The organism is Pseudoduganella sp. GW821-FHT11H04 (assembly GCF_058807935.1).
In genome coordinates, this window is record NZ_JBXARE010000013.1 from 92,594 (window position 1) to 117,984 (window position 25,391).

The 25,391-nt window shown below is 61.4% G+C and carries 23 protein-coding genes; 6 read left to right on the top strand and 17 right to left on the bottom strand.

Translation table 11 applies throughout. From position 1 onward, the window contains the following. Positions 1–2: 2 nt before the first annotated feature. The 16 genes from AC1RTP_RS23055 to AC1RTP_RS23130 all read right to left on the bottom strand — a co-directional run bounded on the left by AC1RTP_RS23055 (position 3) and on the right by AC1RTP_RS23130 (position 16,602). Entirely contained in the window at positions 3–1,133 is a 1,131-nt protein-coding gene (locus AC1RTP_RS23055) for a glycosyltransferase family 4 protein (protein WP_498610871.1), read from the bottom strand. Between the two features lie 8 nt (positions 1,134–1,141). Continuing rightward, positions 1,142–3,700 carry a glycoside hydrolase family 99-like domain-containing protein gene (locus AC1RTP_RS23060; protein WP_498610873.1) on the bottom strand — a complete coding sequence of 853 codons (2,559 nt, stop codon included), beginning with the start codon at positions 3,698–3,700 and terminating at the stop codon, positions 1,142–1,144. 158 nt (positions 3,701–3,858) lie between these two features. Next, on the bottom strand, positions 3,859–4,920 hold the full coding sequence (locus tag AC1RTP_RS23065) for a class I SAM-dependent methyltransferase (protein ID WP_498610875.1): 1,062 nt from the start codon (positions 4,918–4,920) through the stop codon (positions 3,859–3,861). Beyond that, the gene (locus AC1RTP_RS23070; RefSeq protein ID WP_498610877.1) at positions 4,913–6,274 is read right to left on the bottom strand and encodes an ABC transporter ATP-binding protein; all 1,362 of its coding nucleotides are present in this window, start codon (positions 6,272–6,274) and stop codon (positions 4,913–4,915) included. Before AC1RTP_RS23070 ends, AC1RTP_RS23065 begins: the two co-directional genes overlap by 8 nt. Next, positions 6,264–7,082 carry an ABC transporter permease gene (locus tag AC1RTP_RS23075; protein WP_498610879.1) on the bottom strand — a complete coding sequence of 273 codons (819 nt, stop codon included), beginning with the start codon at positions 7,080–7,082 and terminating at the stop codon, positions 6,264–6,266. The genes AC1RTP_RS23070 and AC1RTP_RS23075 overlap by 11 nt, the downstream gene beginning before the upstream one ends. Next, positions 7,082–7,627, bottom strand: a complete 546-nt coding sequence (gene rfbC / locus AC1RTP_RS23080; protein WP_498610881.1) for a dTDP-4-dehydrorhamnose 3,5-epimerase — start codon at positions 7,625–7,627, stop codon at positions 7,082–7,084. Before rfbC ends, AC1RTP_RS23075 begins: the two co-directional genes overlap by 1 nt. Next, positions 7,627–8,508 (bottom strand): glucose-1-phosphate thymidylyltransferase RfbA, encoded by an 882-nt coding sequence (gene rfbA, locus AC1RTP_RS23085; protein ID WP_498610883.1) that lies wholly within the window; start codon positions 8,506–8,508, stop codon positions 7,627–7,629. Before rfbA ends, rfbC begins: the two co-directional genes overlap by 1 nt. A 12-nt stretch (positions 8,509–8,520) precedes the next feature. After that, a complete protein-coding gene (rfbD, locus tag AC1RTP_RS23090) occupies positions 8,521–9,399 on the bottom strand; it encodes a dTDP-4-dehydrorhamnose reductase (protein WP_498610885.1) in 879 nt (292 codons plus the stop codon). Further along, positions 9,396–10,454 carry a dTDP-glucose 4,6-dehydratase gene (gene rfbB / locus AC1RTP_RS23095; RefSeq protein ID WP_498610887.1) on the bottom strand — a complete coding sequence of 353 codons (1,059 nt, stop codon included), beginning with the start codon at positions 10,452–10,454 and terminating at the stop codon, positions 9,396–9,398. The genes rfbD and rfbB overlap by 4 nt, the downstream gene beginning before the upstream one ends. A gap of 4 nt (positions 10,455–10,458) precedes the next feature. Continuing rightward, positions 10,459–11,397 carry a glycosyltransferase family 2 protein gene (locus AC1RTP_RS23100; RefSeq protein WP_498610888.1) on the bottom strand — a complete coding sequence of 313 codons (939 nt, stop codon included), beginning with the start codon at positions 11,395–11,397 and terminating at the stop codon, positions 10,459–10,461. Between the two features lie 152 nt (positions 11,398–11,549). Continuing rightward, on the bottom strand, positions 11,550–12,557 hold the full coding sequence (gene galE / locus AC1RTP_RS23105) for a UDP-glucose 4-epimerase GalE (RefSeq protein ID WP_498610890.1): 1,008 nt from the start codon (positions 12,555–12,557) through the stop codon (positions 11,550–11,552). A gap of 9 nt (positions 12,558–12,566) precedes the next feature. Next, a complete protein-coding gene (locus AC1RTP_RS23110) occupies positions 12,567–13,520 on the bottom strand; it encodes a glycosyltransferase family 2 protein (protein WP_498610892.1) in 954 nt (317 codons plus the stop codon). A 284-nt stretch (positions 13,521–13,804) separates the two neighbouring features. Further along, complete coding sequence (locus AC1RTP_RS23115; protein ID WP_498610893.1) at positions 13,805–15,004, bottom strand: diguanylate cyclase domain-containing protein; 1,200 nt, start codon at positions 15,002–15,004, stop codon at positions 13,805–13,807. Positions 15,005–15,034: 30 nt separating this feature from the next. After that, the gene (locus AC1RTP_RS23120) at positions 15,035–15,415 is read right to left on the bottom strand and encodes a c-type cytochrome (RefSeq protein ID WP_498610895.1); all 381 of its coding nucleotides are present in this window, start codon (positions 15,413–15,415) and stop codon (positions 15,035–15,037) included. Further along, positions 15,412–15,987 carry a ferritin-like domain-containing protein gene (locus AC1RTP_RS23125; protein ID WP_498610897.1) on the bottom strand — a complete coding sequence of 192 codons (576 nt, stop codon included), beginning with the start codon at positions 15,985–15,987 and terminating at the stop codon, positions 15,412–15,414. Before AC1RTP_RS23125 ends, AC1RTP_RS23120 begins: the two co-directional genes overlap by 4 nt. A gap of 24 nt (positions 15,988–16,011) precedes the next feature. Then, entirely contained in the window at positions 16,012–16,602 is a 591-nt protein-coding gene (locus tag AC1RTP_RS23130) for an RNA polymerase sigma factor (RefSeq protein ID WP_498610898.1), read from the bottom strand. A 235-nt stretch (positions 16,603–16,837) separates the two neighbouring features. Between AC1RTP_RS23130 and AC1RTP_RS23135 the strand changes: the two genes are divergently transcribed. Both AC1RTP_RS23135 and AC1RTP_RS23140 read left to right on the top strand, forming a co-directional pair. Next, positions 16,838–17,542 carry a glutathione S-transferase N-terminal domain-containing protein gene (locus AC1RTP_RS23135; RefSeq protein WP_498610900.1) on the top strand — a complete coding sequence of 235 codons (705 nt, stop codon included), beginning with the start codon at positions 16,838–16,840 and terminating at the stop codon, positions 17,540–17,542. A gap of 63 nt (positions 17,543–17,605) precedes the next feature. Next, the gene (locus tag AC1RTP_RS23140; protein WP_498610902.1) at positions 17,606–18,586 is read left to right on the top strand and encodes a cyanophycinase; all 981 of its coding nucleotides are present in this window, start codon (positions 17,606–17,608) and stop codon (positions 18,584–18,586) included. Here AC1RTP_RS23140 and AC1RTP_RS23145 read toward each other — a convergent pair. After that, positions 18,576–19,115, bottom strand: a complete 540-nt coding sequence (locus AC1RTP_RS23145) for a DUF2058 domain-containing protein (protein ID WP_498610904.1) — start codon at positions 19,113–19,115, stop codon at positions 18,576–18,578. The two genes, AC1RTP_RS23140 and AC1RTP_RS23145, sit on opposite strands and share 11 nt — an antisense overlap. A 49-nt stretch (positions 19,116–19,164) precedes the next feature. On the opposite strand from AC1RTP_RS23145, the gene AC1RTP_RS23150 reads away from it, so the two are divergent. The 4 genes from AC1RTP_RS23150 to AC1RTP_RS23165 all read left to right on the top strand — a co-directional run bounded on the left by AC1RTP_RS23150 (position 19,165) and on the right by AC1RTP_RS23165 (position 25,378). After that, positions 19,165–20,013 carry a CAP domain-containing protein gene (locus AC1RTP_RS23150; RefSeq protein WP_498610906.1) on the top strand — a complete coding sequence of 283 codons (849 nt, stop codon included), beginning with the start codon at positions 19,165–19,167 and terminating at the stop codon, positions 20,011–20,013. Positions 20,014–20,099: 86 nt separating this feature from the next. After that, positions 20,100–20,534: a nuclear transport factor 2 family protein gene (locus tag AC1RTP_RS23155; protein WP_498610908.1), complete on the top strand. Its 435-nt coding sequence runs from the start codon at positions 20,100–20,102 to the stop codon at positions 20,532–20,534. 15 nt (positions 20,535–20,549) lie between these two features. After that, positions 20,550–22,328, top strand: coding sequence for a tetratricopeptide repeat protein (locus AC1RTP_RS23160; RefSeq protein WP_498610910.1), 1,779 nt, complete (start codon positions 20,550–20,552; stop codon positions 22,326–22,328). A gap of 29 nt (positions 22,329–22,357) precedes the next feature. Then, complete coding sequence (locus AC1RTP_RS23165; protein ID WP_498610912.1) at positions 22,358–25,378, top strand: sensor histidine kinase; 3,021 nt, start codon at positions 22,358–22,360, stop codon at positions 25,376–25,378. Positions 25,379–25,391: the final 13 nt, after the last annotated feature.

Genomic DNA, 25,391 nt, shown 5'->3' on the forward strand with positions numbered 1-25,391 from the left:
GCTCAACCCAAGCTACGGCGAATAGCGTCCAGACGGCTAACGTAATTCAGTCCGGTCGGACGGTAGGCGAAGCTGTTTTGCATATGCTGGCGCGCCACGGCCCCAATCCCACGGCCCTTCTCCGGCGCGTCGACCAGTTCCACCATGAAGCCGACAGCCTGGTCGTAATCAGGATCGGCCCATACCTGGTTTTCGTGGTGCGGATATTCGCCTTCCAGCACTGGGATCAGCTTGTAGTCCACACCGAACGACGCTTCCGGCGCCATGAAATCCATATTGCCGGAATAGGCGGTGGCGATCACCGGGCGGCCCAGGGCCATCGCCTCGGCACAACCGAAGCCATAGCCTTCCGAGCGGTGCAGCGACAGGAAGCAATCGCAGCAACGCACCAGGTTCTTCACTTCATTGCCGGTCATCAGGCGCTGGATCAGGGTCACATTGTTGTGGAGATTGGCGACCTCCTTCTGCAACTCGACAAACGCGGCTGGATTGGTTTCGACGCCATTCACCTTGATCACCAGGTGCGCCTTGGAATACGGGCGTTTGGCCAGCAGGCTGCGGAAGGCGCGCAACACGCCCGCCGGATTCTTGCGCGTCGAAAAGGAGCGCAAATCGTAAAAGAACAGGAAAGTGTAGTCGGCTTCGGGAATGCCGAAATAGCGCCGCCCCACAAAGCCGCTCAAGGAAATCTGGCACGACAAAGGCATGTGATAGATCGGCTTGGAGCAGACTTTTTCCAGGCTCTCCATGATGAAGCGCGATGGGGCCCAGACTTCATCAAAGCGATCAAGCTGGGTCGCCCATTCCTCCGGATAGCGCGGCAACTCCCACAGCGGATAAATGACGTTATAGCCGGGCATCTGTTCGGGATGGCCCAAATGCTTCCACGCTTGCTTGATCTCGTCGCCGTTGATGTGGAAGACGTTGATACTCGCAGGGGCATTCTGCAGCGATGGCCCAAACTCCGCCTTGTCTGCATCCGATGGCTGCTCCAACTTATAGATGTCGAGCAGGCGCGGCGCTTCCCCCGCGGCGCGGAATGAACGGAAACTGGCGCGCAAATGTTCGCCCATGCCAATTGGCGTGTAAGGATGCCCGACCAGGCAGACTTCGTTTTGTTGGGATGTTGTCATGCTCATTCTTAGTTATTTTTCGTCAGCAAACGGCCGGCATCCTGGGCGTTGCGCAATGCTTCGAGATAGGTATGGCCGAAGCGACGGTCAGGCTCGAGATAGGCGCCTTCCGCCCACTCATTCCACGCATTCACGAAGATCAGGCGCTCATCGCCGTAATTCTGCTTGCGGGTTTCGTCGATTGCTTCTTCCAGCCAGGCCTGGAAGGCGCCAGGCGAGGCATGCTCGAAGCAGAAGCTATTTCCTCCGCGGCGAGCGGTATTGTCCCATCCTGGCATCACCCCTTTGAAGCGCGTGTATCCAGGCGCTTCGCGCGTGGCGTAGTGCACAGCGATCTCGCGGTAATCGGCGACGCCGCCGGCAAAGTCGGAACGCAGGATTTCGCCGCTCGGCGGCTTGGTTGCAGCCATGCCCTGCGGCGGGAATTCAATGCTGGCATCGCAGCCATAGACCGATGGATGCGTGCCCGCATGCACCAGCTCGAAGGATTCGACCATGGAGATGTAGATCTCGCCGATGCCCTGCTCGCGGCAGACAGCACGCCAGCGCGCAGCGGTTTCCGCAAAGTTCGGGAATAGCGTGACGCGGTAGACCACCAGCAGCGGCTTGCCATCGATACGGATATAGCGCTCGTCCTTGAAGTAACGGATCAGGTCGTTGATGACTGCGACGTCGTCCTCAATCGAATGCGACTGGGCCATCAGCACTTCGTGCTCCTGGCCATCCCAGCGGCGGCTCCAGTTCTCGTTCGCCCAACACAGGCAGAACGGCTGCTTAGGCTCATCGGACAGCAGCAATTGCTCCAACGGGCGCTCGAGCAGGCGATGGCCGTCGAACCAATAATAGTAATAGCAGAAACCGTGTACGCCGTAACGCTGGGCGAGTTCCGCCTGTTGCTGCATGACTTCCATCAGGCGCAAGTCGTAGTAGCCCAGGTCAGCAGGCAAGCGCGGCTGGTAATGGCCGACGAAATTAGGCTGGGCCTTGCTGACATTGGTCCATTCGGTAAAGCCGCGGCCCCACCACTGGTCGTTTTCCCGGATCGGGTGGAATTGCGGCAAGAAGAAGCAGATCAGGCGCGGGTCCATCCGGCTTTCGAGCGACGCTGTCCATTTCTTTTGCAGCGTGGTCAGGTTGTTGTGGATGGCACGCATCTTGAACGAGTTGTCACCCTGCGCTGTCGTTTTGGACAGGTGGTGAATGATCGTGGCGTCCGGGTTGTAGTAAATATCGTAGCCGGCATTGCGCACGCTCAGGCACAGGTCGGCATCTTCGCAATAGCATGGCAGGAACTCTTCCGAGAAACCGCCGATCTCCTTCACCATCTCGGTCGACAACAGCAAACAGGCGCCCGAAACATAGTCGACCCTGCGCAGATAGGAATAGCGTGGCAGCAGAGGATCTTCGTTCAGGCCCACCATAGTAGCGGCGCCGTCCGGCGTGAATGCGACACCCGCTTCCTGCAGGAAGCCGTTAGGGTAGACAAAGCGCGGGCCGACCGCGCCGACATTCGGCTTCAGCGAGAAGGTTTTGAGCAGCGCGCCGAGCCAGCCTGCCGTCACCTGCACGTCATTATTCAGATAGAGCACATGACGGCCCGTGACCTGATCCAGCACGCGGTTGCAGTTGCGCAGGAAGCCCAGGTTGGTGTCGCCACGGCTGTAGCGGATATTTTTCACGAGGGCCAGGACTTGTTCGGTCTCATCGGTCGAGCTGTCGTCGGCTACGATGATTTCAAATGTATGGCCGGCTTCGACGTGCTTAGCGATCGATGCCAGGCATTCGAGCGTCAGGACGATATTGTTGAACACTGGCAGGATGATCGACACATCAGGCGTTGCCACCAAGGGCGGGAACGCCAGTGACGCTGCGACGCGGCGCAGGTCGCTGCTATCGATCTTGACCATGCTGTACGGCTTGACGGCGATGTTTTCAAAGCGATTGGCTTTGACTTGCGCAATCCCAGCCTTGACGGTGGCGTGTTCCTGCCATTCCCAGATGCCGTCGGCTACTGGCAGCGACTGCTGCAGCATGAGGCCTGAGCTCGTCACGACAGGCGCCTGGCCAGCCACGGGGGCGAGCTTGATCAGCTGGAACTCGCGCCAGCGCTGATATGCGCCGCTGCCTTTCAACGCGAACCCAAAATACTTAAAGATTCCGTTTTTCAGTTTTTGCTTGCTGGCGTGGGACAGCGGCAAGGCGCGATACGAAGCCAGTGCGGCAGCGGCTACGACTTGGCGGCCTTTGCGCCGCACGGTGCCAATCTTGCGCATCGGCGCCGTTACCCGCCAGCTGTTCGAGGCGTAGACTTCATCAATTTGCTTCTTCAACACCTGGTAATTTCCTTTGATGGCATGGTGCTCTGCACTCAATGCACTGTGCTCAAGCGCCAGCGATTCGGCGCGTTGATTGGCTGCGAATACAGCCTTCTCGAGTTGTTCGACGTGGTTTTTATGGCAGAAAATCTCGTATTTCAAGCCAACCACCGCACGCTCCACCTGGGCAGCGACGCTTTGGGATTCATCTTTTTGCAGCGCCTCTACCGGACGGTCCTGACTTTTTTCCATCGCCTCAGCTTCCTGTTCCAATCCAATAACGTACGAAACGTCCAGGCCGCAAAGGCTGAACACTTTGGCCACCTGCGTGAAGGCCGCGCATGACAGCATCCGCATCGCTTCGCTGCCTGCACAGTTCAATCCGCAGTTTCATTTTCTTCGTTCCCTGCTTACTTCAGGCGTTCCAGCACCGTGCGGAATGGCCGTGTGTAGCGCCAGCTGCGGGTTTCCTGCAATTGCTGCATTTGTTTTGCATGCTGTCCGACTTCAAGCGCCAACTCGTCAATCTTGGCGGCAGCGTGAGCTTCCTGTTCGCGGCTGTGTGTCAACTCCTGTTCCAGGTGCTTGATGTGCGCATCGCGCTGGGTGAGCTGGCCCAACGCATCTTCCAGGTTCTTGATGCGTTCATCGCGTTCGCGACGCTGCGCCAATTCCTCTTCCAGGCTATGGATCTGGGCTGTCATCGACTGGGTATGCTGGTGGCACCAGGTCTTCATGGCAGTCAATTCATTACGCACCTGGGCCAGGTCCATGCGCTCTACCTGGCGCGTGCCAAGGGCTGCAAAGTAATTGCGCAGCAGTTGCTGCTCAGGGCTGCCGGCACGCAGCCATGGCGTATCAGCGTCGCTGGCCGCGCCGATGCGCAATACGCCCAGTCCGTGCGAATGCATGAACTCATGATGCTCGGCATAACGTTCCTTCAGCTCGTCCCACAGCTGCCAGACGCCGAAACCGCGTTCGCGCACATTGATATCGTGGAACAGGACAATGGCGCCTGGCGCCAGCTTTGGCAGCCATGTATCAAAATCATGCTTCACCGCTTCGTAAGTATGCAGGCCGTCGATGTGCAGCAGGTCGACCGAGCCGTCGGCGAAGTAATTGACCGCGTCATCAAAGGTCATGCGCAGCAGCCGCGAGAACCCAGCGTAATGGTCCTGATTATGCGCGTTCACTTTGTCGAATACATCCTGCCCGTAAATACCGGCGTGCTCGTCGCCCTGCCAGGTATCCACGGCGTAGCACTTGACCTCGACGCCATCTTCCTGCGCCGCCTGACAGAAGGAAAAGTAGGAATTGCCCGAATGGGTCCCCAATTCCACCAGCAGGGATGGGCGCATCTGCTTCATCAACCAAGCGGCGAACGGCAAGTGGCCGCACCATGCGTTAGGAGCTTGCAGGGAAATTGGCGTGAAATTAGCGGCCTGCAGCAAGCCGTCATTGAAGTCATTCATGGTGAGCTATGGTTTTAAGATTAATACTTTGCATCGGAATGCCGATCAGGCCACCCGCTACGCTGGTGGACTCGGATTTGAAGCTGACCGCATCGTGCACCCAATGGTGTTGGACGTGGTTATATTGCGACCCGTTGGCAATGGCAACGGTGATCGAATACTGTCCGGCCGCCAGGCGCGGCATTTGGAAGTCGAAATCAGCCACCAGGGCTTGGCCGCTCGCGCAGGCGACCGGGGACTCCATATAATCGAGCCAGGTGTTATCGCCAAACAGGTTCTGTCCCAGCTTGTCCTTGATGTAGAATCCGATAATCGGCGAATCCAACGGACCGTGGGCTTGCGCCTCTACACGCAAGGTCACATTTTCACCGCCGACAATCCAAGCCAGCGGCTGCTTTTCAGCGTCCAGGAAGCGCACGGCCGTAATTTGGGCTTCGCCCTTGCCGAAAGACGGCGCATCCGGATTGAAATCGAACAGTTCGAGGTCATTGCGCAAATTGCTCGCATTAATGAATTCGCGCCGTTGGTCATGGGATGCGGCCACCCGCTGCGCGCTGGATGCCTTGATGCGGGTCGATGTGCTCTTGCCTTGCTGGGCCTCGTAAAACGCTTCCAGGTAATGCTCGCACACTTCCTTCGGCGTGCCGCGCTCCAGCATATGCCCCTTTTCAATCCAGATGGCGTCGCTGCACAAGCTGCGTACGGAAGCCGTGTCGTGGCTGACGAACAGCACGGTCCCGGTCTTCATGAACTGACGCAGGAAGCGCATGCATTTCTGGGTGAAGAAGGCATCGCCTACGGCAAGCGCTTCGTCGACCACCAGGATATCGGCATCGACGTGCGCAATGACGGCGAATGCCAAGCGCACCAGCATGCCGCTGGAATACGTTTTGACCGGCTGTTCGATGAACTCGCCGATATCGGCGAAGGCTTCGATGTCGGCAAAGCGGGCTTCGGTATCCGCGCGCGGCAGGCCAAGCACGGCCGCGTACATATACACGTTTTCGCGCCCGGTGAATTCTGGATTAAAGCCGGAGCCGAGCTCCAGCAGCGCCGCGATACGTCCGTGCGTCTCGATGGTCCCGCTGGTCGGATTCAGGGTGCCGCAAATCATTTGCAGCAGGGTTGACTTGCCACTGCCGTTGCGGCCGATGATGCCGACCGTCTCGCCCTTCTTGATTTCGAAGGACACGTCATGCACCGCCTGGAACTCGCGGAAATACTGCTTGCTACGGGCGCCCACCATCTTCTGCATGCGCGGGAAGATCGATTGCTTCAGGCGGTCATGCGGCTGGTTGTAAATCTGGTAGCACTTGCTTAAGTGGCTGACCTTGATCGCGATTTCAGAGGACATCGGCAAACCCTTTCCGAGTTTTCTGGAACCAGGCGAAACCGAGCCAGGCAATGAGCATCGAGCCGCACAGGGAGGCGGCGAACAAGGTCAGGTCCGGCATGCGGCCCCAGAACAGGACTTCACGTGCCTGCTCGATGACCGGGGCCAATGGATTGAACGCGATCAGGTGCCGGTATTCAGGCGGCAGCGTGTCGGCGGAATAGAAGATCGGCGACAGGAACATCAGCGTGGTGGTCAGGATTCCGATGAATTGAGTGGCATCGCGCAGGTAAACGCCAAGCGCGGCCAGCACCCAGCTCAGGCCCAGGACAAAGAAAGGCAAAGGCAGGATCACCAGCGGCAGCAGCAGCACGGTGGCATGCGGCACGCCAAACAGCACTACATAGGCGAGCAGCCAGACCAGCAAGCTGATGCATGCGTGGAAGATGGCCGAACCTAAGGCGACCCAAGGCAGGATTTCCAGCGGGAACACGACCTTCTTGACGTAATTCACATTCGTCAAGATCAGGGTCGGCGCGCGATTGACGCACTCGGCAAACAAGTTGAAGATGATCAACCCGGCAAACAGCACCAGCGCAAATTCCGTTTTGGAATCGCTGCCGCCACTCCAGCGCGATTTGAAGACCACGCTGAAGACGAAGGTGTACACCGTCAGCATGAATAGCGGATGGAAGAACGACCACAGGATGCCGAATACCGAACCACGGTAGCGGCCGATCACTTCGCGCTCGACGAGGGCCTTGATCAGGCCGCGGTTGTGCCAGGAGCTGGCCAGCATCTGCCTAGGCGCAATGGAAAACTGCTGCATCAGGCAAACACCTCCGCGCGGCTCAGCAGTGTGCCATTGGCATCCTTGGCCGACAACGATGGGGTGCCCTCAAACTGCCAGTCGATCGCCAGGTCCGGGTCGTTCCAGGCAATGCTGCGTTCATATTGCGGCGCATAGTAGTCCGTGGTCTTGTACAGGAATTCAGCACTGTCGCTGAGCACGACAAAGCCGTGGCCGAAGCCTTCCGGGACCCACAACTGGCGTTTGTTCTCGGCGCTCAGGATTTCGCCGACCCATTGACCGAAGGTAGGCGAGCTCTTACGCAGGTCGACGGCGACGTCGAATACGGCGCCAGCGGACACGCGTACCAGCTTGCCTTGCGTCTGCTGGATCTGGTAGTGCAGGCCGCGCAGCACGCCCTTGGACGAGCGCGAGTGGTTATCCTGCACGAAATTGACGCTGCGGCCGATCGCTTCTTCAAAGCGGGCCTGGTTAAAGCTTTCGTAGAAAAAACCGCGGTCGTCGCCGAACACCTTGGGTTCGAACAGGACAACGTCGGGGATGCTCAATCGGGTAGCGTTCATCAGTACACTTTCTCGTCCAGGATGCGCAGCAGGTATTGGCCATAGCCGTTCTTGGCCAGCGGACGGGCCAGCTTTTCCAGCTGCCCGGCGCCAATCCACTGCTGGCGGAAGGCGATCTCCTCAGGACAGGCGACCTTCAGGCCCTGGCGGTTTTCCAGCGTGGCGATGAATTGACCGGCCTCGAGCAACGACTCGTGGGTGCCGGTGTCGAGCCATGCATAGCCACGGCCCATGATCTCGACATTCAGCGTGCCTTGCTCGAGGTAAAGGCGGTTCAGGTCGGTGATTTCCAGCTCGCCGCGTGCCGATGGCTTCAGGCTCTTGGCCAGTTCCGCGACCTGGTTGTCATAGAAATACAAGCCGGTCACGGCGTAATTTGACTTGGGCTTGGCCGGTTTTTCTTCCAGCGACAGGACGCGGCGCTGGTCGTCGAATTCGGCCACGCCGTAACGTTCGGGATCATGCACGTGGTAGGCAAACACACTGGCGCCTTCGGTGCGCGCCATGGCATTGCTGAGCAAGTCCTGGAATTCGTGACCGTAGAAGATGTTATCGCCCAACACCAGGGCCGACGGTGCGTCGCCGATGAAGTCTTCGCCGATGATAAAGGCTTGCGCCAGGCCATCGGGCGACTCCTGCACCGCGTATTGCAGGTTCAGGCCCCACTGCTCACCATCGCCCAGCAATTGCTGGAAGCGCGGCGTATCCTGCGGGGTCGAAATGATCAGGATGTCGCGGATGCCGGCCAGCATCAGGGTGCTGAGCGGATAATAAATCATTGGCTTGTCGAACACTGGCAGCAATTGCTTGCTGATCGCCAGGGTTGCCGGGTGCAGTCGAGTGCCGGAGCCGCCGGCGAGGATAATGCCTTTGCGTTTCATGCGGTTTCCAGTTCAGGAGAGTTGATCGATAAGGCGGTCGACATGGACCTTCCAGTCCGGCATATGCAGGTCGAGGGCGCCACACAGTTTGCTCGTATCGAGCCGCGAATTCCTTGGCCGCTTGGCCGGCAGCGGATAGGCCTCGGTCGGGATCGGCTTGATCTGCGCCGGATCGACCTTGAAGCTGGCGCCGCGCTCGCGCGAACGCGCAATCGCGTAGCTGGCCAGGCCGTGCCAGCTGGTGGAGCCGGAGGCGGTCAGGTGGTAGATGCCATCGGCGATGGCGCCACGGCGGTAAGCCGCCACGGCCAGCGCCGTGACGTCGGCGATCAGCTCGGCCGAAGTCGGAGCGCCGAACTGGTCGGCCACCACATTCAGGCTGTCGCGCTCGCCCGCCAGCCGCAGCATGGTCTTGATGAAGTTGCCTCCACGGGCCGAGAACACCCAGCTGGTGCGGAATACCAGGGCTTTGCAGCCGCTGGCCAGGATAGCCTCTTCACCGGCACGCTTGCTGCGGCCGTAGGCGCTTTGCGGCGCGGTGGCATCGTCTTCCAGGTAAGGCGCATCCTTGGCGCCGTCGAAGACGTAATCGGTCGAATAGTGCACCAGCAGTGCGCCGTGTTCGCGCGCGTACTCCGCCATGGCGCCGACGGCGCTCGCATTCACGGCGGTGGCGGCGGCCTCGTCGGTCTCGGCGCGGTCGACCGCGGTGTAGGCGGAGGCATTGACGATGACGTCGGGCGCCTGGCTTGCCAGCACGCGTCTGACCGCGTCCAGGTCGCCCAGGTCAAGTCCGTCGCGCCCCAGCGCGGCGAGCTCGCCCAGTGGCAGCAGCGTGCGCAGCAGTTCCTGCCCGACCTGGCCATTCTTACCGATCAGCAGGATCTTCATGCGTATTGCTTCTCCACCCAGTTGCGGTAGTTGCCACTGGTGACGTTCTGCACCCAGCCCTGGTTATCCAGGTACCACTGCACGGTCTTGCGGATGCCGGTCTCGAAGGTCTCGGCCGGCTTCCAGCCCAGCTCGCGTTCCAGCTTGCTGGCGTCGATGGCGTAGCGCTTGTCGTGGCCTGGGCGGTCTTTGACGAAAGTAATCTGGGTCTTGTACGACTGCGCATCGGCGCGCGGCTGCAGCTCGTCCAGGATGGAGCACAGGGTATTCACCACGTCGAGGTTGGCTTTCTCGTTCCAGCCACCGACGTTATAGGTTTCGCCCAGCTTGCCATCGGCCAGTACACGGCGGATCGCGCTGCAGTGGTCCTTCACGTACAGCCAGTCACGGATCTGCTGGCCGTCGCCATAGATCGGCAGCGCCTTGCCGGCCAGGGCATTGTGGATCACCAGCGGGATCAGCTTTTCCGGGAAGTGGTAAGGACCGTAGTTGTTGGAGCAGTTGGTGGTCAGCACCGGCAGGCCGTAGGTGTGGTGATAAGCGCGCACCAGGTGGTCGCTGGCAGCCTTGCTCGCCGAGTAAGGGCTGTTCGGCTCGTAGCGATGCTGCTCGGTGAAGGCGGGCGCCTGCGGCTCCAGCGAACCGTACACTTCATCGGTCGAGACGTGCAGGAAGCGGAAGCTTGCTTTCGCTTCGCCTTCCAGGGCGCCCCAGTAAGCGCGCGTCGACTCCAGCAGGTTGAAGGTGCCGACGATATTGGTCTGGATGAATTCGCCCGGACCGTGGATCGAACGGTCGACGTGGCTCTCGGCGGCGAAGTTCAGGATCGCACGCGGCTTGTGTTCGGCCAGCAAGGCATCAACGACAGCGCGGTCGCCGATATCGGCATGCACGAAGACATGGCGCACATCGCCGTCGAGGCTGCCCAGGCTATCCAGGTTGCCCGCATAAGTCAGCTTGTCGAGATTAATGATTTTCTCGTCCGATTGTGCCAGCCAGTCGAGGACAAAATTACCACCAATAAATCCGGCGCCGCCGGTTACGAGAATAGTCATGTTTTTAAATTTTCTTAAAGATTGCCGCAGCCAGCAGGCCAAGATTGCCCAGCAAGGTTTGGCGGTAAATGCCGGATTTCTTCAATCCAATCAGGCGCGGCAACAGCGAACGGTGCCTGGCTCCCGCCAGCAGGTCGAGTGTGTGCCGGCTTTCGGGCGTCAGGCGAGGCTGCAAACGCTGCAATGCTATCAAATGGCGGTCGTTCCAGGTGCGCAGGTGGCCCTGCATCAGCATGCGCACACGCACACGCCGCGCCGCCCAGGTCGAGTTCATGCCCACGATATTGCTGCCATGCTGGCGATAGCGCAGGGACGGGTAAGCGTCGTACTTGACCTTGCCGCCGCATCCGGTCACCACCATATATGCCCAACTGTCGTGCGAAACCACTTCGATATTTTCACCCGCTTCGCGAATAAGGCGCCGTGCCGCTTCGTTGAACACCATGGTGTTCGCGCCGCCAATGTTCTGGATCAGGGCATTGGCAAAGCTGGGCGGCTTGGAAAACAGTGGCGACAGGCCAATATCGCGGTTTTCGGCATCAACCAGGCGGGTACGCGTGCAATACAGCGCAGGCACATCGCTCGGGACGCTGCGCAGCCAGTCCACCGCCCGTTGGAGCTTGTCATGTTCCCAAATATCGTCCTGGTCCGAATAGGCATAAAAATCCGCCGTGATCTCGGCCTTGCAGGTCAGCGACAGGAAATTGGAGACGAAGCCTTCCGCCGGTCCGTAATGGACCGAAAGGCGGCTCTCGCCCCACTTTGCCTGGTAGCGCCCCAAAATTGCATGTGTGTCGTCCTGCGAGCCGTCGTCGGAGGCCCACACTTCCCAATTGCTGTAATCCTGCTGCTCAATCGAATCAAGCTGTTCGGCCAGAAAATGCTGGCCGTGATACGTACAGAGCAGAATCGCTACTTTGGGCAAAGTATTGTTATCTTGCATAAAAACGCCTTTTCGTTCGGTGATGCATTTCAATCACCAAACATATTACTTTTGCCACTACCGAAATAAACCAGCGCGGATATTCTGCTATCGCAACTCAAATTTGGCGAATATTCTAACATTTTGATACGCCTCCCCCGCTGGAATGCCATTCAGGCATATCCTTGCGGATTCTGTTTTTGCCAGTTCCAATGGTCGCGGCACATGGCGGCCAGGTCATGTTCGGCTGCCCAGCCCAGGATGCGAAGGGCCTCGGCGGGATCGGCGTAACAGGCCGCCACGTCACCGGCACGGCGCGGCGATACGCGGTAATCGACCTTCTGCCCGCTTGCGTGTTCAAACGCCCGCACCACTTCCAGGACGCTATAGCCGATCCCAGTTCCAAGATTGACCGCGGTGCATTGCGGTGCATCGAGCCGCTCCAGCGCCTTCAGATGACCACGCGCCAAATCCACGACATGGATATAGTCACGAACTCCGGTCCCGTCATGAGTTGCATAGTCATCGCCCCAGACATTCAGGAACTCGCGGCGCCCGACCGCCACCTGTGCCACGAACGGCATCAGGTTATTAGGCACGCCCTGGGGATTTTCCCCGATCAGGCCGCTCGCATGAGCGCCTACCGGGTTGAAGTAACGCAGGATGACAATGCGCCAGCTGGGGTCGGAGCGGTACAGGTCGCGCAGCATGTCTTCGATGAACAGCTTGCTGCGTCCATAAGGATTGGTAGCCGAAAGCGGATGATCCTCGGTCAAAGGGAGGCGCTGCGGCTCGCCGTACACGGTCGCCGACGAACTGAAGACAATGGTCCGCACGCCGCAAACCTGCATCGCCGCCAGCAAGCGGTGCGTGCCGATCACATTGCAGTCATAGTAAGCAAGTGGCTGCTCAACCGACTCGCCTACCGCCTTCAAGCCAGCGAAATGAATCACCGCTTCGCATTGGTGCCGGCGCAACGTCTCTTCAACTGCTGCCTGGTCGCGGATATCGCCCTCCACCAGCACCGGATTGCGGCCAGTGATGCGTTCGACCCGCGCCAGTGCCTCCGGATGGCTGTTGCTGAAATTATCGAACACCACGATGTCGTGCCCGGCCTCGATCAGTTGAACGCATGTGTGTGAACCAATATAGCCGGCGCCGCCAGTGACAAGGATTTTCATGTGATTGAGTCAGATCTTGTTAAAAATAGCTGCTGCCAACAGGCTGATGTTGCCGAGCCGGGTTTGACGATGGACGCCGCTCCGATTCAGGTTAAACAAACGCGGCAACATGCTCATCTCCCGAGCTGCGCTAAAGCGCTTGAAAATCTCACGATTCTCCGCCGTCAGCCTGTTTTCCATCGGACGCAATGCTTCAATATGCACCTTATTCCAATGCTGGAAGCGCCCTTGCCATTGCAGCCTCATGCGCCTGAACCGCGCCAGCCACCCGTCGTTCATGCCGATGACATTGCCGCCATGCTGGCGATAGCGCAGGGTCGGCACCTTGTCATAAAACACTCTGCCGCCACACCCGGTCACCACCATGTATGCCCACCAGTCATGGACAATGATGGAACGCTGTTCCCCTGTCGCTTGCAGCAAAGCGCGCGCGGCATTATTGAACACCATAGTGTTACCGCCGGCAATACTCTGAATTAATGCGTTGGCAAAGCAAGGCTGCTTATTGAATAAAGGAGAAAAACCAATTTCCTTATTGCCTGCATCGACCAGCCTGGTGCGCGCACAATATAAGGCCGGGATATTGGATGGCACGCCTTCCAGCCAGCGAATGGCGCGTTCAAGTTTTTCTGCTTCCCAGATATCATCCTGGTCGGAGTAGGCATAATAGTCGGCCTGAATACTTGCGTTGCAAGTCAGCATCAAAAAGTTGGCGACCACGCCGGCCTTCGGCCCTGATTGAATTGACAGGCGACCGCCGGGCCACTTGCTACGGTAGTCTTCCAGAAGCGCAAGGGTAGCGTCGGTTGAGCCATCGTCCGAGGCCCATACCGTCCAGTTGGCGTGCGTCTGCGCCGCGAATGAGTCCAGTTGTTCCGTAAGGTACTGCTGCCCGTTGTAGGTACAGAGCAGGATCGCTACCTTTGCTGGCACACCAACGTCTTTTGCCTTCAGTTGGTTCACCAACTCTCCCAATAGTTAAACCGGCCCAGTATATCAAGCCGCCAAATCAGCCATCTACTGCAAAATATTTGCGTTGCAATATATTTAAATGAACTTTAATGACATATTGCTGCAAGATAAACTTGCTGCGCTGCGACATAAAGTAGCAATAATAACCCAGCCTCAGGTCGCGAGGGCGCGCAGCAGGCGCTGCGTCAGGTCGTCCGGCAGTCCGAGGGCGCCGATTCGCGGATTTATCCCCTGGAAAAAAGTGCCATTTTAACCATATTTCAGGGATGATGGAATCAGGCAGCGGTGGCTTTACGCACGGCTTTGGCGGCGTACATGGCCTGGTCGGCATGGCGCATCAGCTGGTCGATGACCTCACCGTGTTCGGGATAGAGGGCGATGCCGATGCTGGCGTGGGGCTGCAGGGTGCGGCCGGACAGCACGAGGGCGGTGGAGATGACTTGCCTGATCTTGCCGGCCACCGCTTCGGCCTGTGTCAGGTCAGCCACGTTTTCCAGCAAGGCCACGAATTCGTCGCCGCCGATGCGGGCCACGGTGTCGGCCTCGCGCACGCAGGAGGTGATGCGGCGTGCAATGGCTTGCAGCAGCTGGTCGCCCACAAGGTGGCCATGTTCATCGTTGACTTGCTTGAAGTCGTCCAGGTCGATAAAAAGCAGGGCGCCGCGCGACTGGCCGCGCCGGCAGCGCGCAATGGCCGACAGGATGCGGTCCTGGAACAGTCGGCGGTTGGGCAAGCCGGTCAGCTCGTCGTAGCGCGCTGCGTGCGCCAGGTCGGCGTGCAGCGCCAGCCTTTCGATCACGGCGCCAGCCTGGCCGGCGGTAAATTCAAGCAGGTCGATTTCCTGGGACGACAAGGTGCCCGGGCGTTGCAGGTCCAGGCGCAATTCACCGAACGCGATGCCGGATGCGGACAGGGTGACGTGATGCCAGCCCGCAGCATCGGGGGACAGGGAGCCGTCCGGCGCGCTGGCGTAGGCCACGCGCTCGCCGGGCTGCAATACCGCCACCATGCCGCGCAAAGGCAACAGAGCGCGCAGGGTACCGTCGAAAGCGCGGAACAATTCGGGCAGTGATTCTGCGCTGTGCGCGGCAGTCGCCAGGGCCAGCATGCCTGCCTGGCGCTGCTCGGCCAGTTTGCGCTCACTGACGTCGCGCGCCACACCAATGCGCAGCCGGTCTTGCGCCGACCAGCGCGCGGTCCACATGATGTGGGCCACACTGCCGTCCTTGCGCAGGTAGCGGTTTTCGAAACCCAGTCCGGGACGGCCATTCAGCACATGGCCCATCTCCGCGAGAGTGCGGTCCTTGTCGTCCGGGTGAATGAAGTCGAGGATGACGCGGCCAATCATTTCGTCCGGCGCGTAGCCAAAGATTGCCTGGCAGGCAGGATTGACGAAAGCGATACGCCCGCCCTCTTCCACCATGAAGACGGCATCCAGCAACAACTCGGGCAGGCGCTCTAATGCATCGGTCATTGGGCCAGCATACCGCAAAACCAAAAGTCGTCAAACCTTTGCGCAAGCTTGTTTCAAATATGCGATCAGGTCGGCCCGTTCCTGTCGATCCTTGACGCCGGCATAACCCATGCTGGTGCCTGGCACTGTTTTCATGGGATCGGCCAGGAAAAGGTTGAGCGTTTTTTCATCCCATACGATACGCGAGCGCTTCATCGCGTCGGAGTAGACGAAGCCGGGCACGCTGCCGGCGCGGCGCCCGAACAGGCCGCAATGGCGCGGGCCGGTGCGGTCATATTCCAGCGCATGGCAGGCCAGGCAGCGGTCATACACGGCCTGCCCGGCCTGCACATTGCCCACCCTGCCGGGTGGCGCGGCGAGTGCTGAGGCGCTGGCCAGCGCCAGCGCCATCAAGACTGGCGCGCGTTTCATGACATGAAGGCTGCCGGCACCGGCGCTTCGCCGAGCGCATTGCGCAGGACGGCCCAGTGCATCGCCTCATCGCCCAGGATGCTGGCCGCGGCCTTGGCCAGGTCGCGGTTGCCGAACAGCGGCACGGCGCCCAGGTAGGCGCTGACTGCGCCCTTCTCCAGCCCAGCGGCAAAGCGCAGCACATCTTCCTGCGATTTCAGCTTTTCGGTCGGGAAGGTGTATTTCTCCTTCGCGCTGACAGCCTTGCCGCCCAGCTTGGCGATGGTCTTGGCCAGGATGTCGGCATGTTCCTTGTGGTGGCCCTGGAAAGTCACGGCCAGGTCGAGCACCGGCTTTTTCAGCAGGCCGCTTTCCGCCCCGACCTGGTAGGCGGCGATGGCTTCCAGCTCGGCGCCCAGCGCCGTGTTGAGGATGCGGATATCCTCTTCACCTTCTTTGGCGCCTTTGGCGGCCAAGGCATCCTCGCCCGCCAGCAGCGCCACGGCGGCGCCGGACAGCAGCAGGCCCGATTTGGAGAGGAAGGAACGGCGGTTGCCCTGTGCAACGTCGTCGAGGGAAATCAGGAAGGACATGGTTTTCTCCTTGTTGGTGGGTGGTCAGTCTTGCAGCCGTTTCAGCACGTTGGCGACAATGCGGTCGCAACGCGCGCCATCAAACGCAAAGGCATCTTCCAGCGCAATATCGAGCTCGCGCGACAAGGCCTCACGCAGCAGGCCCCGGGCGCGGAAATAGCGCGTGCGCACGGTCGCTTCCGGGATGTCGAGGCAGGCGGCAGTCTCCTCCACCGACATCTCTTCCAGCGCGCGCAGGACGAACACCGTGCGGAAGGAATCAGGCAGGCCGTCGATCTTCTGCTCGATCAGGCGCCGCGCTTCGCCACGCAACAGCGCCTGTTCCGGTTGTTCATTGTGTTCGTCCATTGCCGCCTCCCCGTCAAGCTGGATGATGTCGGCCATACGGGCCTTCTTGCGCGAACGGGCGATTGCTTTGTTGATGACTATGCGGGTCAACCAAGTCGACATGCTCGAATCGCCGCGGAAGTTCGCCATGCCGCGAAAGGCCAGGATGTAGGCCTCCTGCAGCACGTCTTCCGCTTCTGCATCGTCCTTCACGATGCTGCGCGCCGTGCGATACAAAGTGCGGTTATGGCGACGCATCAACTGTTCGAATGCGGCTAGGTCGTTCATTGGTTTCCCCGTTTCAAGCTGTTTTCATGACATTGGATGCACCGAGATTGCTCCACGTTCCCTAAAAAGTAAAAAAATGTCCACCTTGGGGTCAGGAACGAAAGTGGACATTTCCCAGGGAAATGTCCACTTTCGTTCCTGACCCCAAGGTGGACATTTGGATGGCTGGGCTTGAGCGCGAAAAACGGGATTGCCGCATAATCGCGTTTCATTGTCCAACCGAGAGAGTTTGCGCATGACTGGTATCACCGATTTCCCTATCAACGCCAAATGGCCCGCCCAACATCCTGAACGACTGCAGCTGTATTCCTTGCCTACGCCGAACGGCGTGAAGGTATCGATCATGCTGGAAGAAACCGGCCTCGCTTACGAGCCGCACCTGGTCGATTTCGAGACCGGCGACCAGATGTCGCCTGAATTCCTGTCCCTGAACCCGAACAACAAGATCCCGGCCATCATCGATCCGGACGGCCCGGGCGGGAAGCCGCTGCCGCTGTTCGAATCGGGCGCGATCCTGCTCTACCTGGCCGAGAAGACCGGCAAGCTGTTGCCGCAGGATGCGGCGGCGCGCTATGAAACCATCCAGTGGGTGATGTTCCAGATGGGCGGCATCGGCCCGATGTTCGGCCAGGTGGGCTTCTTCCACAAATTCGCCGGCCGGGAATACGAGGACAAGCGCCCGCGCGACCGCTACATCGCCGAATCGGCCCGCCTGCTGGCGGTGCTGGAGCAGCGCCTGGCAGGCCGCAAATGGGTAATGGGCGACCAGTTCACGATCGCCGATATCGCGATCTTCCCTTGGGTGCGCAATCTGATCGAGTACTACGGCGCCGGCGATTTAGTTGGCTATGAGAAATTCACCAACGTGCGCCGGGTGCTGGGCGCCTTTGTGGACCGCCCAGCTGTGGCGCGTGGCCTGAAAATTCCTGCGCGCGCTTAATTCCTAATAGTTGTTGGGCGTACAATGGCTGAGCGATTTGCCCAGCCATTGAGGAGCATTGCCATGCAACGCCTGACACGTTTCTTCGCCGCCTTCCTGCTGCTGTCCGCTGCGCTGGCATCTCCTGCCTACGCGGGCAAGCCTTACCAATATTATGTCGTGGGCGATGGCAGTAATGCTGTTCTGCCGCAGCCGAAAAAACCTACGATGGTGCTGATGGGCGGCGGACCCGACGTGGATGCCGCTTTCGCCTGGATGATCCAGAAAGGCGGCGGCGGCAACTTCGTGGTAATCCGCAGCCGCGGAACCGATGCCTACAACCCCTATATCTACGCCATGGGCGGCGTGCAGTCGGTGGAAACGCTGGTAATCCCCAGCCGCGAGGCGGCCAACGATCCTTTTGTGATCGAACATATCCGCAATGCCGAAGCGCTCTTCATCGCCGGCGGCGACCAGGCCGACTACATCAACTTCTGGCAAGGCACGCCGGTGCAGACCGCGATCCAGGACCTGGCCAACCGCAATATCCCGATCGGCGGCACCAGCGCGGGGCTGGCTGTGATGGGCCGCTTCGGCTTCTCGGCGCTGAATGGCAGCATCACTTCGGCCGACGCGCTGGCTAATCCTTACGACAAGCGCATGACCTTCGAGCGCGACTTCCTCAACTTGCCGGACCTCGGGAATGTCATCACCGATGCCCACGTGGACGCGCGCGACCGCATCGGGCGCATGGTCGCCTTCGTGGCTCGACTCGTGAAAGATGGCTGGACGCCGATGGCGCGCGCCATCGGCGTGGATGTGGAAACAGCGCTGCTGGTGGAAGCCGGCAAGGGCACGCGCGTGGGCGCGGGTTCGATAACCTTCCTGCAATCGGTCGGTATCCCGCAGGTATGCCAACCCAAGCAGCCATTGACATACCTGAGCCTGCAGGCGCAGCGCATGTCCGGCGCAGGCACCTTCGACCTCACCAACTGGGCCAGCTACAACGGCGCGACGGTGAACTACACCGTATCGGCCGACAAGGGCGTGCTGGTTACCAAGTAAAGTCGTCGGGGATCTTGTAGTCGGCGTAAGGATCGTCTTCCGCCGGCTGCTCGCTGGCGCTCTTCTTGACCGCGACAACCACTTCCGGCACGCGTTCGCAGATCTTGTCGCCTACGATCTTCGGCACCAGTTCCACTACGCCGTCCAGCACAACGATCACCAGGCGGCCATTGACCAGGAGCTGCTGCACCTTATCCGAGACATAGATGCGGTCGATCTTGCTGCCCAGGGTGAAGTTGTAGGCGACGTCGCCATTACCCTTGGGCTGGCGGTGCTGCTGCACCATCTGCACCATCTGGGCCATGATGGCCTTCTGACCGGCGGCCGCATCGCGCTGGGCATTCAGCTCGCGCGCACGTTCGGCGTTCTTGCGCTGCTGCTCCTGCGCCGCTTCGCGCGACTGGTCCACCGCCTTGGCGCCGGTGCGCAGTTCTTCCTTGTGCTGCTTGGACTTGTCCTGCAGCGCCTTGTTGACCTTTTTCTTGTCGACCAGGCCAGCCTTCATCAATTGTTCTTGCAACGAAACCATATTCACTCCTTTATTGCGCGCAGTTTACCAGAGCGCGTATAGTGCCCCCATGAAACGCCTTATCATTCTCGCAATCGCACTGGCGGCGTACAGCATGCCCGCACATGCCGGCGATGCAGAACAATTGGTGGCCATGGTCAACGCCTGGCGCGCTGCGCCTGCCCAATGCCAGGGGCGGCAGCGCGCCGCCGTACCGGTGCTGACACCGCACCGGCTACTGTCGCAGGTCGCCCTGCGCCCCGGCACCATCCTGCTGGCAGTACTCGACCAGGCGGGCTACGACCCCGAAGTTGCCGACGCGGTGAATGTGGAAGGCCCCAGCGATGCGCGCGCCGCTTTCGACGCCCTGCGCGAAACCTACTGCTCCACGCTGGGCAGCACGCGCTACCGCGACATCGGCGCCCACAAGGCCGGCAACGAATGGACCATCGTGCTAGCAACGCCGGCGCCCAATCCCGTGGAACTGCTGCCCGATCCCGCCACCGCCGCGCAGGAGGTACTGGACGCCACCAATGCCGCCCGCGCCAAAGGCCGGCGATGCGGCGACACCTGGATGGATGCCGCCCCGCCGCTTACCTGGAACGATCAACTGGCGGCAGCGGCACTGGCGCACAGCAAGGACATGGCCCAGCAATCCTACTTCTCCCACGTCAACAAGCGTGGCCAGGAAGTGCCGCAACGTGCCGAAGCCCAGGGCTACAGCTGGCGCAATATCGCGGAAAACATTTCGCGCGGCCAGAACAGCGCGCAGGAAGCCGTGAATGGCTGGATCGACAGCCCGGGCCATTGCCGCAACCTGATGAACCCACGTTTTACCGAGATGGGAGCTGGCCTTGGCATCCACCAGGCCAGGCACGCAACGGCCTACTGGACCCAGGTCTTTGGCGCCCCGCGCTGAGCTTGACATCTGCCCCCCGCGTATTAGGCTTATCTGATCGGCAGCCTGCGGCATGCCGCTGCAGGTGCCGGTGTTTGGGGGATGCCATGGACACCAAAAAGTTCATCAGTGAAGGCTATAAGCTATTTGCAGCAGGCGACCTGAAAAACCTGCTCGAACGCTTCAACGACGATGCGGAGATGATCAATCCCGAGTCTGATTACCTGCCGATAGGTGGCAGCTATCGCGGCAAGCAAGAGATTGCCGAATACTTCATGAAGCTGGCCGAGATCACCCAGTGCACCTATCTCGAAACCAAAACCATGGTGCAGGAAGGAGACACCCTGGTGGTCGCCGGGGAATCGAGCTGGGTTGCTCGCAGCACCGGGATCGCCTATGACAATCCCTTCGTCCACGTCTTCAAAATGAGCGGTGAAAAAGTCGGGTCGCTGCGCGCCTATTTCGACACCAGCAAGCTGGAACATGCCCTGCATCCGGGCGCCAACGCCGGCCAGTCCGCCAGCAAACCATTGCACCACTAAATAAGGAGCTCCGCCATGCCGACCGTTCGCGCCCTGCCCATCGCACTGTGCCTGGCGGTCGGTACGCTCGCCTCGGGTACGCCGGCGCCGCGCGCGCCGGCCTTCGACCCGCTGCTGGACGGCACCATGTGCGCCAGCCCTGCCGCCGCAAGCCCGCAGCTGCTGGCCATGCTCGCGCAAGCCGAGACCGCGCCATTCAAGGCCGCACAGCAGGAACGCAAACCGGATGCGGCGGGCACGCCGCCACTCTACAAAGACCTGGGTAAGCTGCACCTGTCGATCACCACCCGCAGCCCGCGCGCGCAAGCCTATTTCGATCAGGGCTTGCGCTTGCTGTTCGCCTTTAATCATGCCGAAGCAGCACGTGCCTTCCGCGCCGCGCAGCAGGCCGACCCGCAATGCGCCATGTGCCATTGGGGTGAAGCGCTGGTGCTGGGGCCGAACATCAACGCGCCCATGTTCCCGGAAGCCGTGACGCCAGCCTTTGCCGCGGCTGAACGCGCGGCAGCCGTTGCCAATACGGCGGGCCCGGTGGAACAAGCCCTGGTACGCGCCGTCTACAAACGCTATGCGGCGCGGCCGCCCGCCGACCGCGCACCGCTCGACCAGGCTTACGCGGCCGCCATGACCGAAGCCGCACACAGCTTCCCCAACGACGACACCGTTCAAGTCCTGTTCGCGGAATCGCTGATGGACCTGTCGCCATGGGATTACTGGGACGCCGGCGGCGCCAGCCCGAAAGGCCGCACACAGGAATTACTCGACGCGCTGGAGCGTGTGTTGGAGCGCAACTCCAGCCACCCCGGCGCCATCCACTACTACATCCACGCGGTGGAAGCCTCGACGCATCCGGACAAGGCCCTGCCCTATGCGCGCCAACTGGCGAAGCTGATTCCCGGCGCCGGCCATATTGTGCATATGCCTTCGCACATTTACTACCGCGTCGGCCAGTACAAGGAAGCGCTGCAATCGAACATCGACGCCATCGCAATCGATGAAAAATACTTCCGCGGCGCCGCCAGCGACGCCGTGTACAAAGGGGCCTACTATCCGCACAACATCCACTTCGCGATGGTGTCGGCCCTGATGGGCGGCGACGGCAAGGCGGCGCTGCATGCCACGCAGCGGCTGGAGTGGGCCATACAGCCGGACTTGCTGCGCGCCCTGCCGCCGCTGCAGCCGGTGCGCGCCGCGCCCTACTTCGCCCACGTGCAGTTCAGCAGCCCGGATACGCTGCTGGCCCTGCCCGATCCCGGCGCCGGCTTTGTGCTGCTGCGCGCCATGTGGCATTACGCCCGCGCTGTCGGCTATGCGCGCAAGGGACAGTGGGATGAGGGGCAGCGCGAAGTCGACAGCATCGCCGCCATCGAACAGAAAGCCGACTTCAAGCCTTTCACCGAATGGGGCGTGCCGGCGGCCGACATCGTGCGCACCGCGCGCCTGGTGGCAGCGGGCAAACTGGCTGAAGCCAAAGGCGAACTTCCCAGCGCCATCACGCTGTTCACGCAAGCGGTGGCTGCGCAGGATGCCCTGCCCTACACCGAACCGCCGCACTGGTATTACCCGGTACGCCAATCGCTTGGCGCCGCACTGCTGAAGGCGGGCAAACTCGATGAGGCGGAAGCAGCCTTCCGCGCCTCCTTCGCCAAAACGCCGAGCAATGGCTGGGCCCTGCGCGGGCTGATCGCGGTGTACGAAAAACGCGGGGACCAGGCCGCTTCCGAAGCAGCGCGCAAGCGCTTTGCCGCCACTTGGCTGGGCCCGAAAAACGGCCCCGACATGTCGCGTTTATAGATTGACCGGAAATCACTTACACTGACGGGATGTCTCCCCGTTCGCTGATTGCTGCCCTCCTGTTTGCAGCAGGTGTGGCCGCGCAAGCAGCGCCCTCACGCCTGCTCGCCGATTACAACCATACAGCCTGGACCCGCCTGCAAGGCGCGCCCAGCGACGTTGTCAAGTTCGCCCAAACGCCGGACGGCTGGCTGTGGATCTCATCGCCCGGCGGCCTCCATCGTTTCGACGGCGCCCGTTTCGAGCGTGTCGAGTCGCTGGGCGGGCACAGGCTGCAATCTCCCAGCACCATGGGCTTGCTGGCCACGCGCGACGGCAATTTGTGGATCGGCCACCGCTTCGGCGGCATTACTGCGCTGGTCGGAGGCAAGGTACGCGAGTATGGCCAGGCTGAGGGCCTGCCGCCATCCGGCGTGTTGAGCCTGACCGAAGGGCCGGACGGCAGCATCTGGGCTTGCGTCAGCGGCGGGCTAGCGCAGCTGACGCCAGGCGCCGCGCGCTTTATCCCCATCATGCCCGATAGCGGACTACCGGCCGGTCCGGTGCGCCAGGTCCTGTTCAGCCGCGACGGGAGGCAATGGGTGTCGGTGCGCGGCGGCGTGTACTGGCGCGATGCCGGCCAGCCTTTCCGCCGCGCCTGGCCCTACCTGGACCTGATGTCGTTGGCGGAGGGCCCGGACGGCACGATATGGGCCACCGACGGCGTCCGGCACGGCTACCGCCTGCTGCCGGAGGCGCCCGCCGGACTGCCCGCGCCACACCCTGCGGTTGCGGCCAACGGCATCCACTTCGACCGCGCAGGCAGCATGTGGCTGTTGAACGGCGATGCGCTGCAACGCGCGCTGCCAGGCGCGGGCGACGCGGCGGAGCAGAAACTCACGCGCGAGAACGGCATCAGCGGCGCCCTGCCGCAAACCTGGTTCGAAGACCGCGAAGGCAATATCTGGGTCGGCACTTCGGCCGGCCTGGACCGGCTGCGCCGAAATCGCCTGCGCATCCTGTCGACCAGCCTGCCGCTCGACCATCCGGGCGTGCTGGCCGACAGCGATGGCCGCGTGGTGATCGGCGACATGGCCGGCGCAGTCCACAGCTACAGCGCCGCTGGCGAACAGCTGCAGCGCATTATCGGCAAGATGTCGGCTGGCTACCGCGCGCCGGACGGCGCGCTCTGGTTCGGCAACAGCAATGAGCGCTGGCGGCAAGCGCCGTCCGGCCTGATGTCCTGGTATCCGCACCCGGCTGAATATGCGCAGCACGACGTGCAGGCCATGACGCTCGGCCACGACGGGCGCATGTGGCTTTCGATATCGCGCAAGGGGCTGGTCAGCGCGGATGGCAAGCACTGGACCCGGGACGGCGGCGTAACCGGCCTGCCCGACGGCATCGCCCCAGCCCTGGTTACCGATGTACGGGGCCGCATCTGGGTCGGCTACCTGCGCAACCGCATCGCCGTGATCGACGGCGGCAAGGCACGCGTGTTCGGCGAACGCGACGGCATCGAGCTGGGTAATGTGCTGTCGCTGCTGGTCGACGGCGCGCGAGTGTGGGCCGGCGGCGAATATGGCGCGGGCTGGTTCGATGATGCCGGTTTCCATGCCATCAACGCGCCGTTGCGCGGGATCTCCGGCATGGCGCGCACGCCGCAGGGAGAACTATGGCTGCACGGTACGGAAGGCATTACGCGTATCGCATCTCCGGAAGTGCAGCGCCTGCTGGACGCGGGCAGCAATGACAGCCATCCGGTGCGGTTCGAGCGCTTCGATGCGCAGGACGGTCTGCCTGGAGGCGCGGAACAGTTCCGCCCCTTGCCCTCGCTGGTACAAGGCAGCGACGGCAGGCTATGGTTCTCCACCTCAGGCGATGTCGCCAGCATCGACCCTTCGAAAATAGCGCGCAACACGCTGGCGCCGACCGTGCAGATCCACGCATTGCGTTCCGGCGGCGCCTCCTACCAGCCATTACCCGAGGTGCGCCTGCCAACGGGCAGCAAAGATGTGGAAATCGCCTTCACGGCGCTAAGCCTGTCGATTCCGGAGCGGGTACGCTTCAGTTATATGCTGGAAGGGGTGGACAAGGGCTGGCAGGACGTGCTGGGCCGTCGCGAAGCCTTCTACACCAACCTGCTGCCGGGCAGCTACCGCTTCCGCGTGCTGGCCTCCAATGAAGACGGCGTATGGAACGGCGACGGCGCCACGCTGCAGCTGGAGATTCCCCCCACGTTCATCCAGACTCCATGGTTTACCGCCCTGCTGGTGCTGGCCGGCGGTCTGGCGCTGGCGGCGCTGTATGCACTTCGCGTACGCCACCTGACGGCGCGCATGCAGGATCTGCTGCACGAGCGCCTGGCCGAACGCTCGCGCATTGCGCGCGGCCTGCACGACACCCTGCTGCAAAGCGTGCAAAGCCTGATCATGTTCTTTGACCACCAGTCGGCCCGCATGGCGCCCGGCAGCGAAGAAAAAGCCAAGGTGGAGCAGACGCTGGAACTGGCCGACCAGTTGATGGTCGAAGGCCGCAACTACATCATGGACTTGCGCGCCAGCGGCGAACCGGAAGAGCTGGCGCAAGCCTTGCGCCAGTACGGCGCTGTGCTGCTGCACGAACGCTTCCACTTCGAACTGGAACACGCGCCGCGCGCCATGCCTTCCCAGGTGCACGGCGAGGTGCTGTCGATTGGGCGCGAGGCGCTATTCAACGCGGCGCGGCACGCCGGGGCCAGCAGCGTGCAGATGCGGCTCGATTACGACAGCCTCACCTTCCGCCTGGAGGTGCGCGACGACGGCTGCGGGCTGGGCGCGACGGGCTACGCCGCCGGCGGTCCGGGGCGGCCGGGGCATTACGGCCTGGTCGGCATGCGCGAGCGCGCTGCCGCCATCGGCGCCACCTGCAGCGTGTGGTCGCCGCCGGCCGGCGGTACCATCGTGCGCTTGCAGATGCCGGCACAACTGGCCTACGTCGAACGGCGCCAGGGCAGTTGGCTTGGCAAGCTGCGGCGCTGGCTGCCCGGCAGCGGCGGCGCGGTCACTACAGAACGTACCGCATCCAAGTAATATTCGTCTTTTG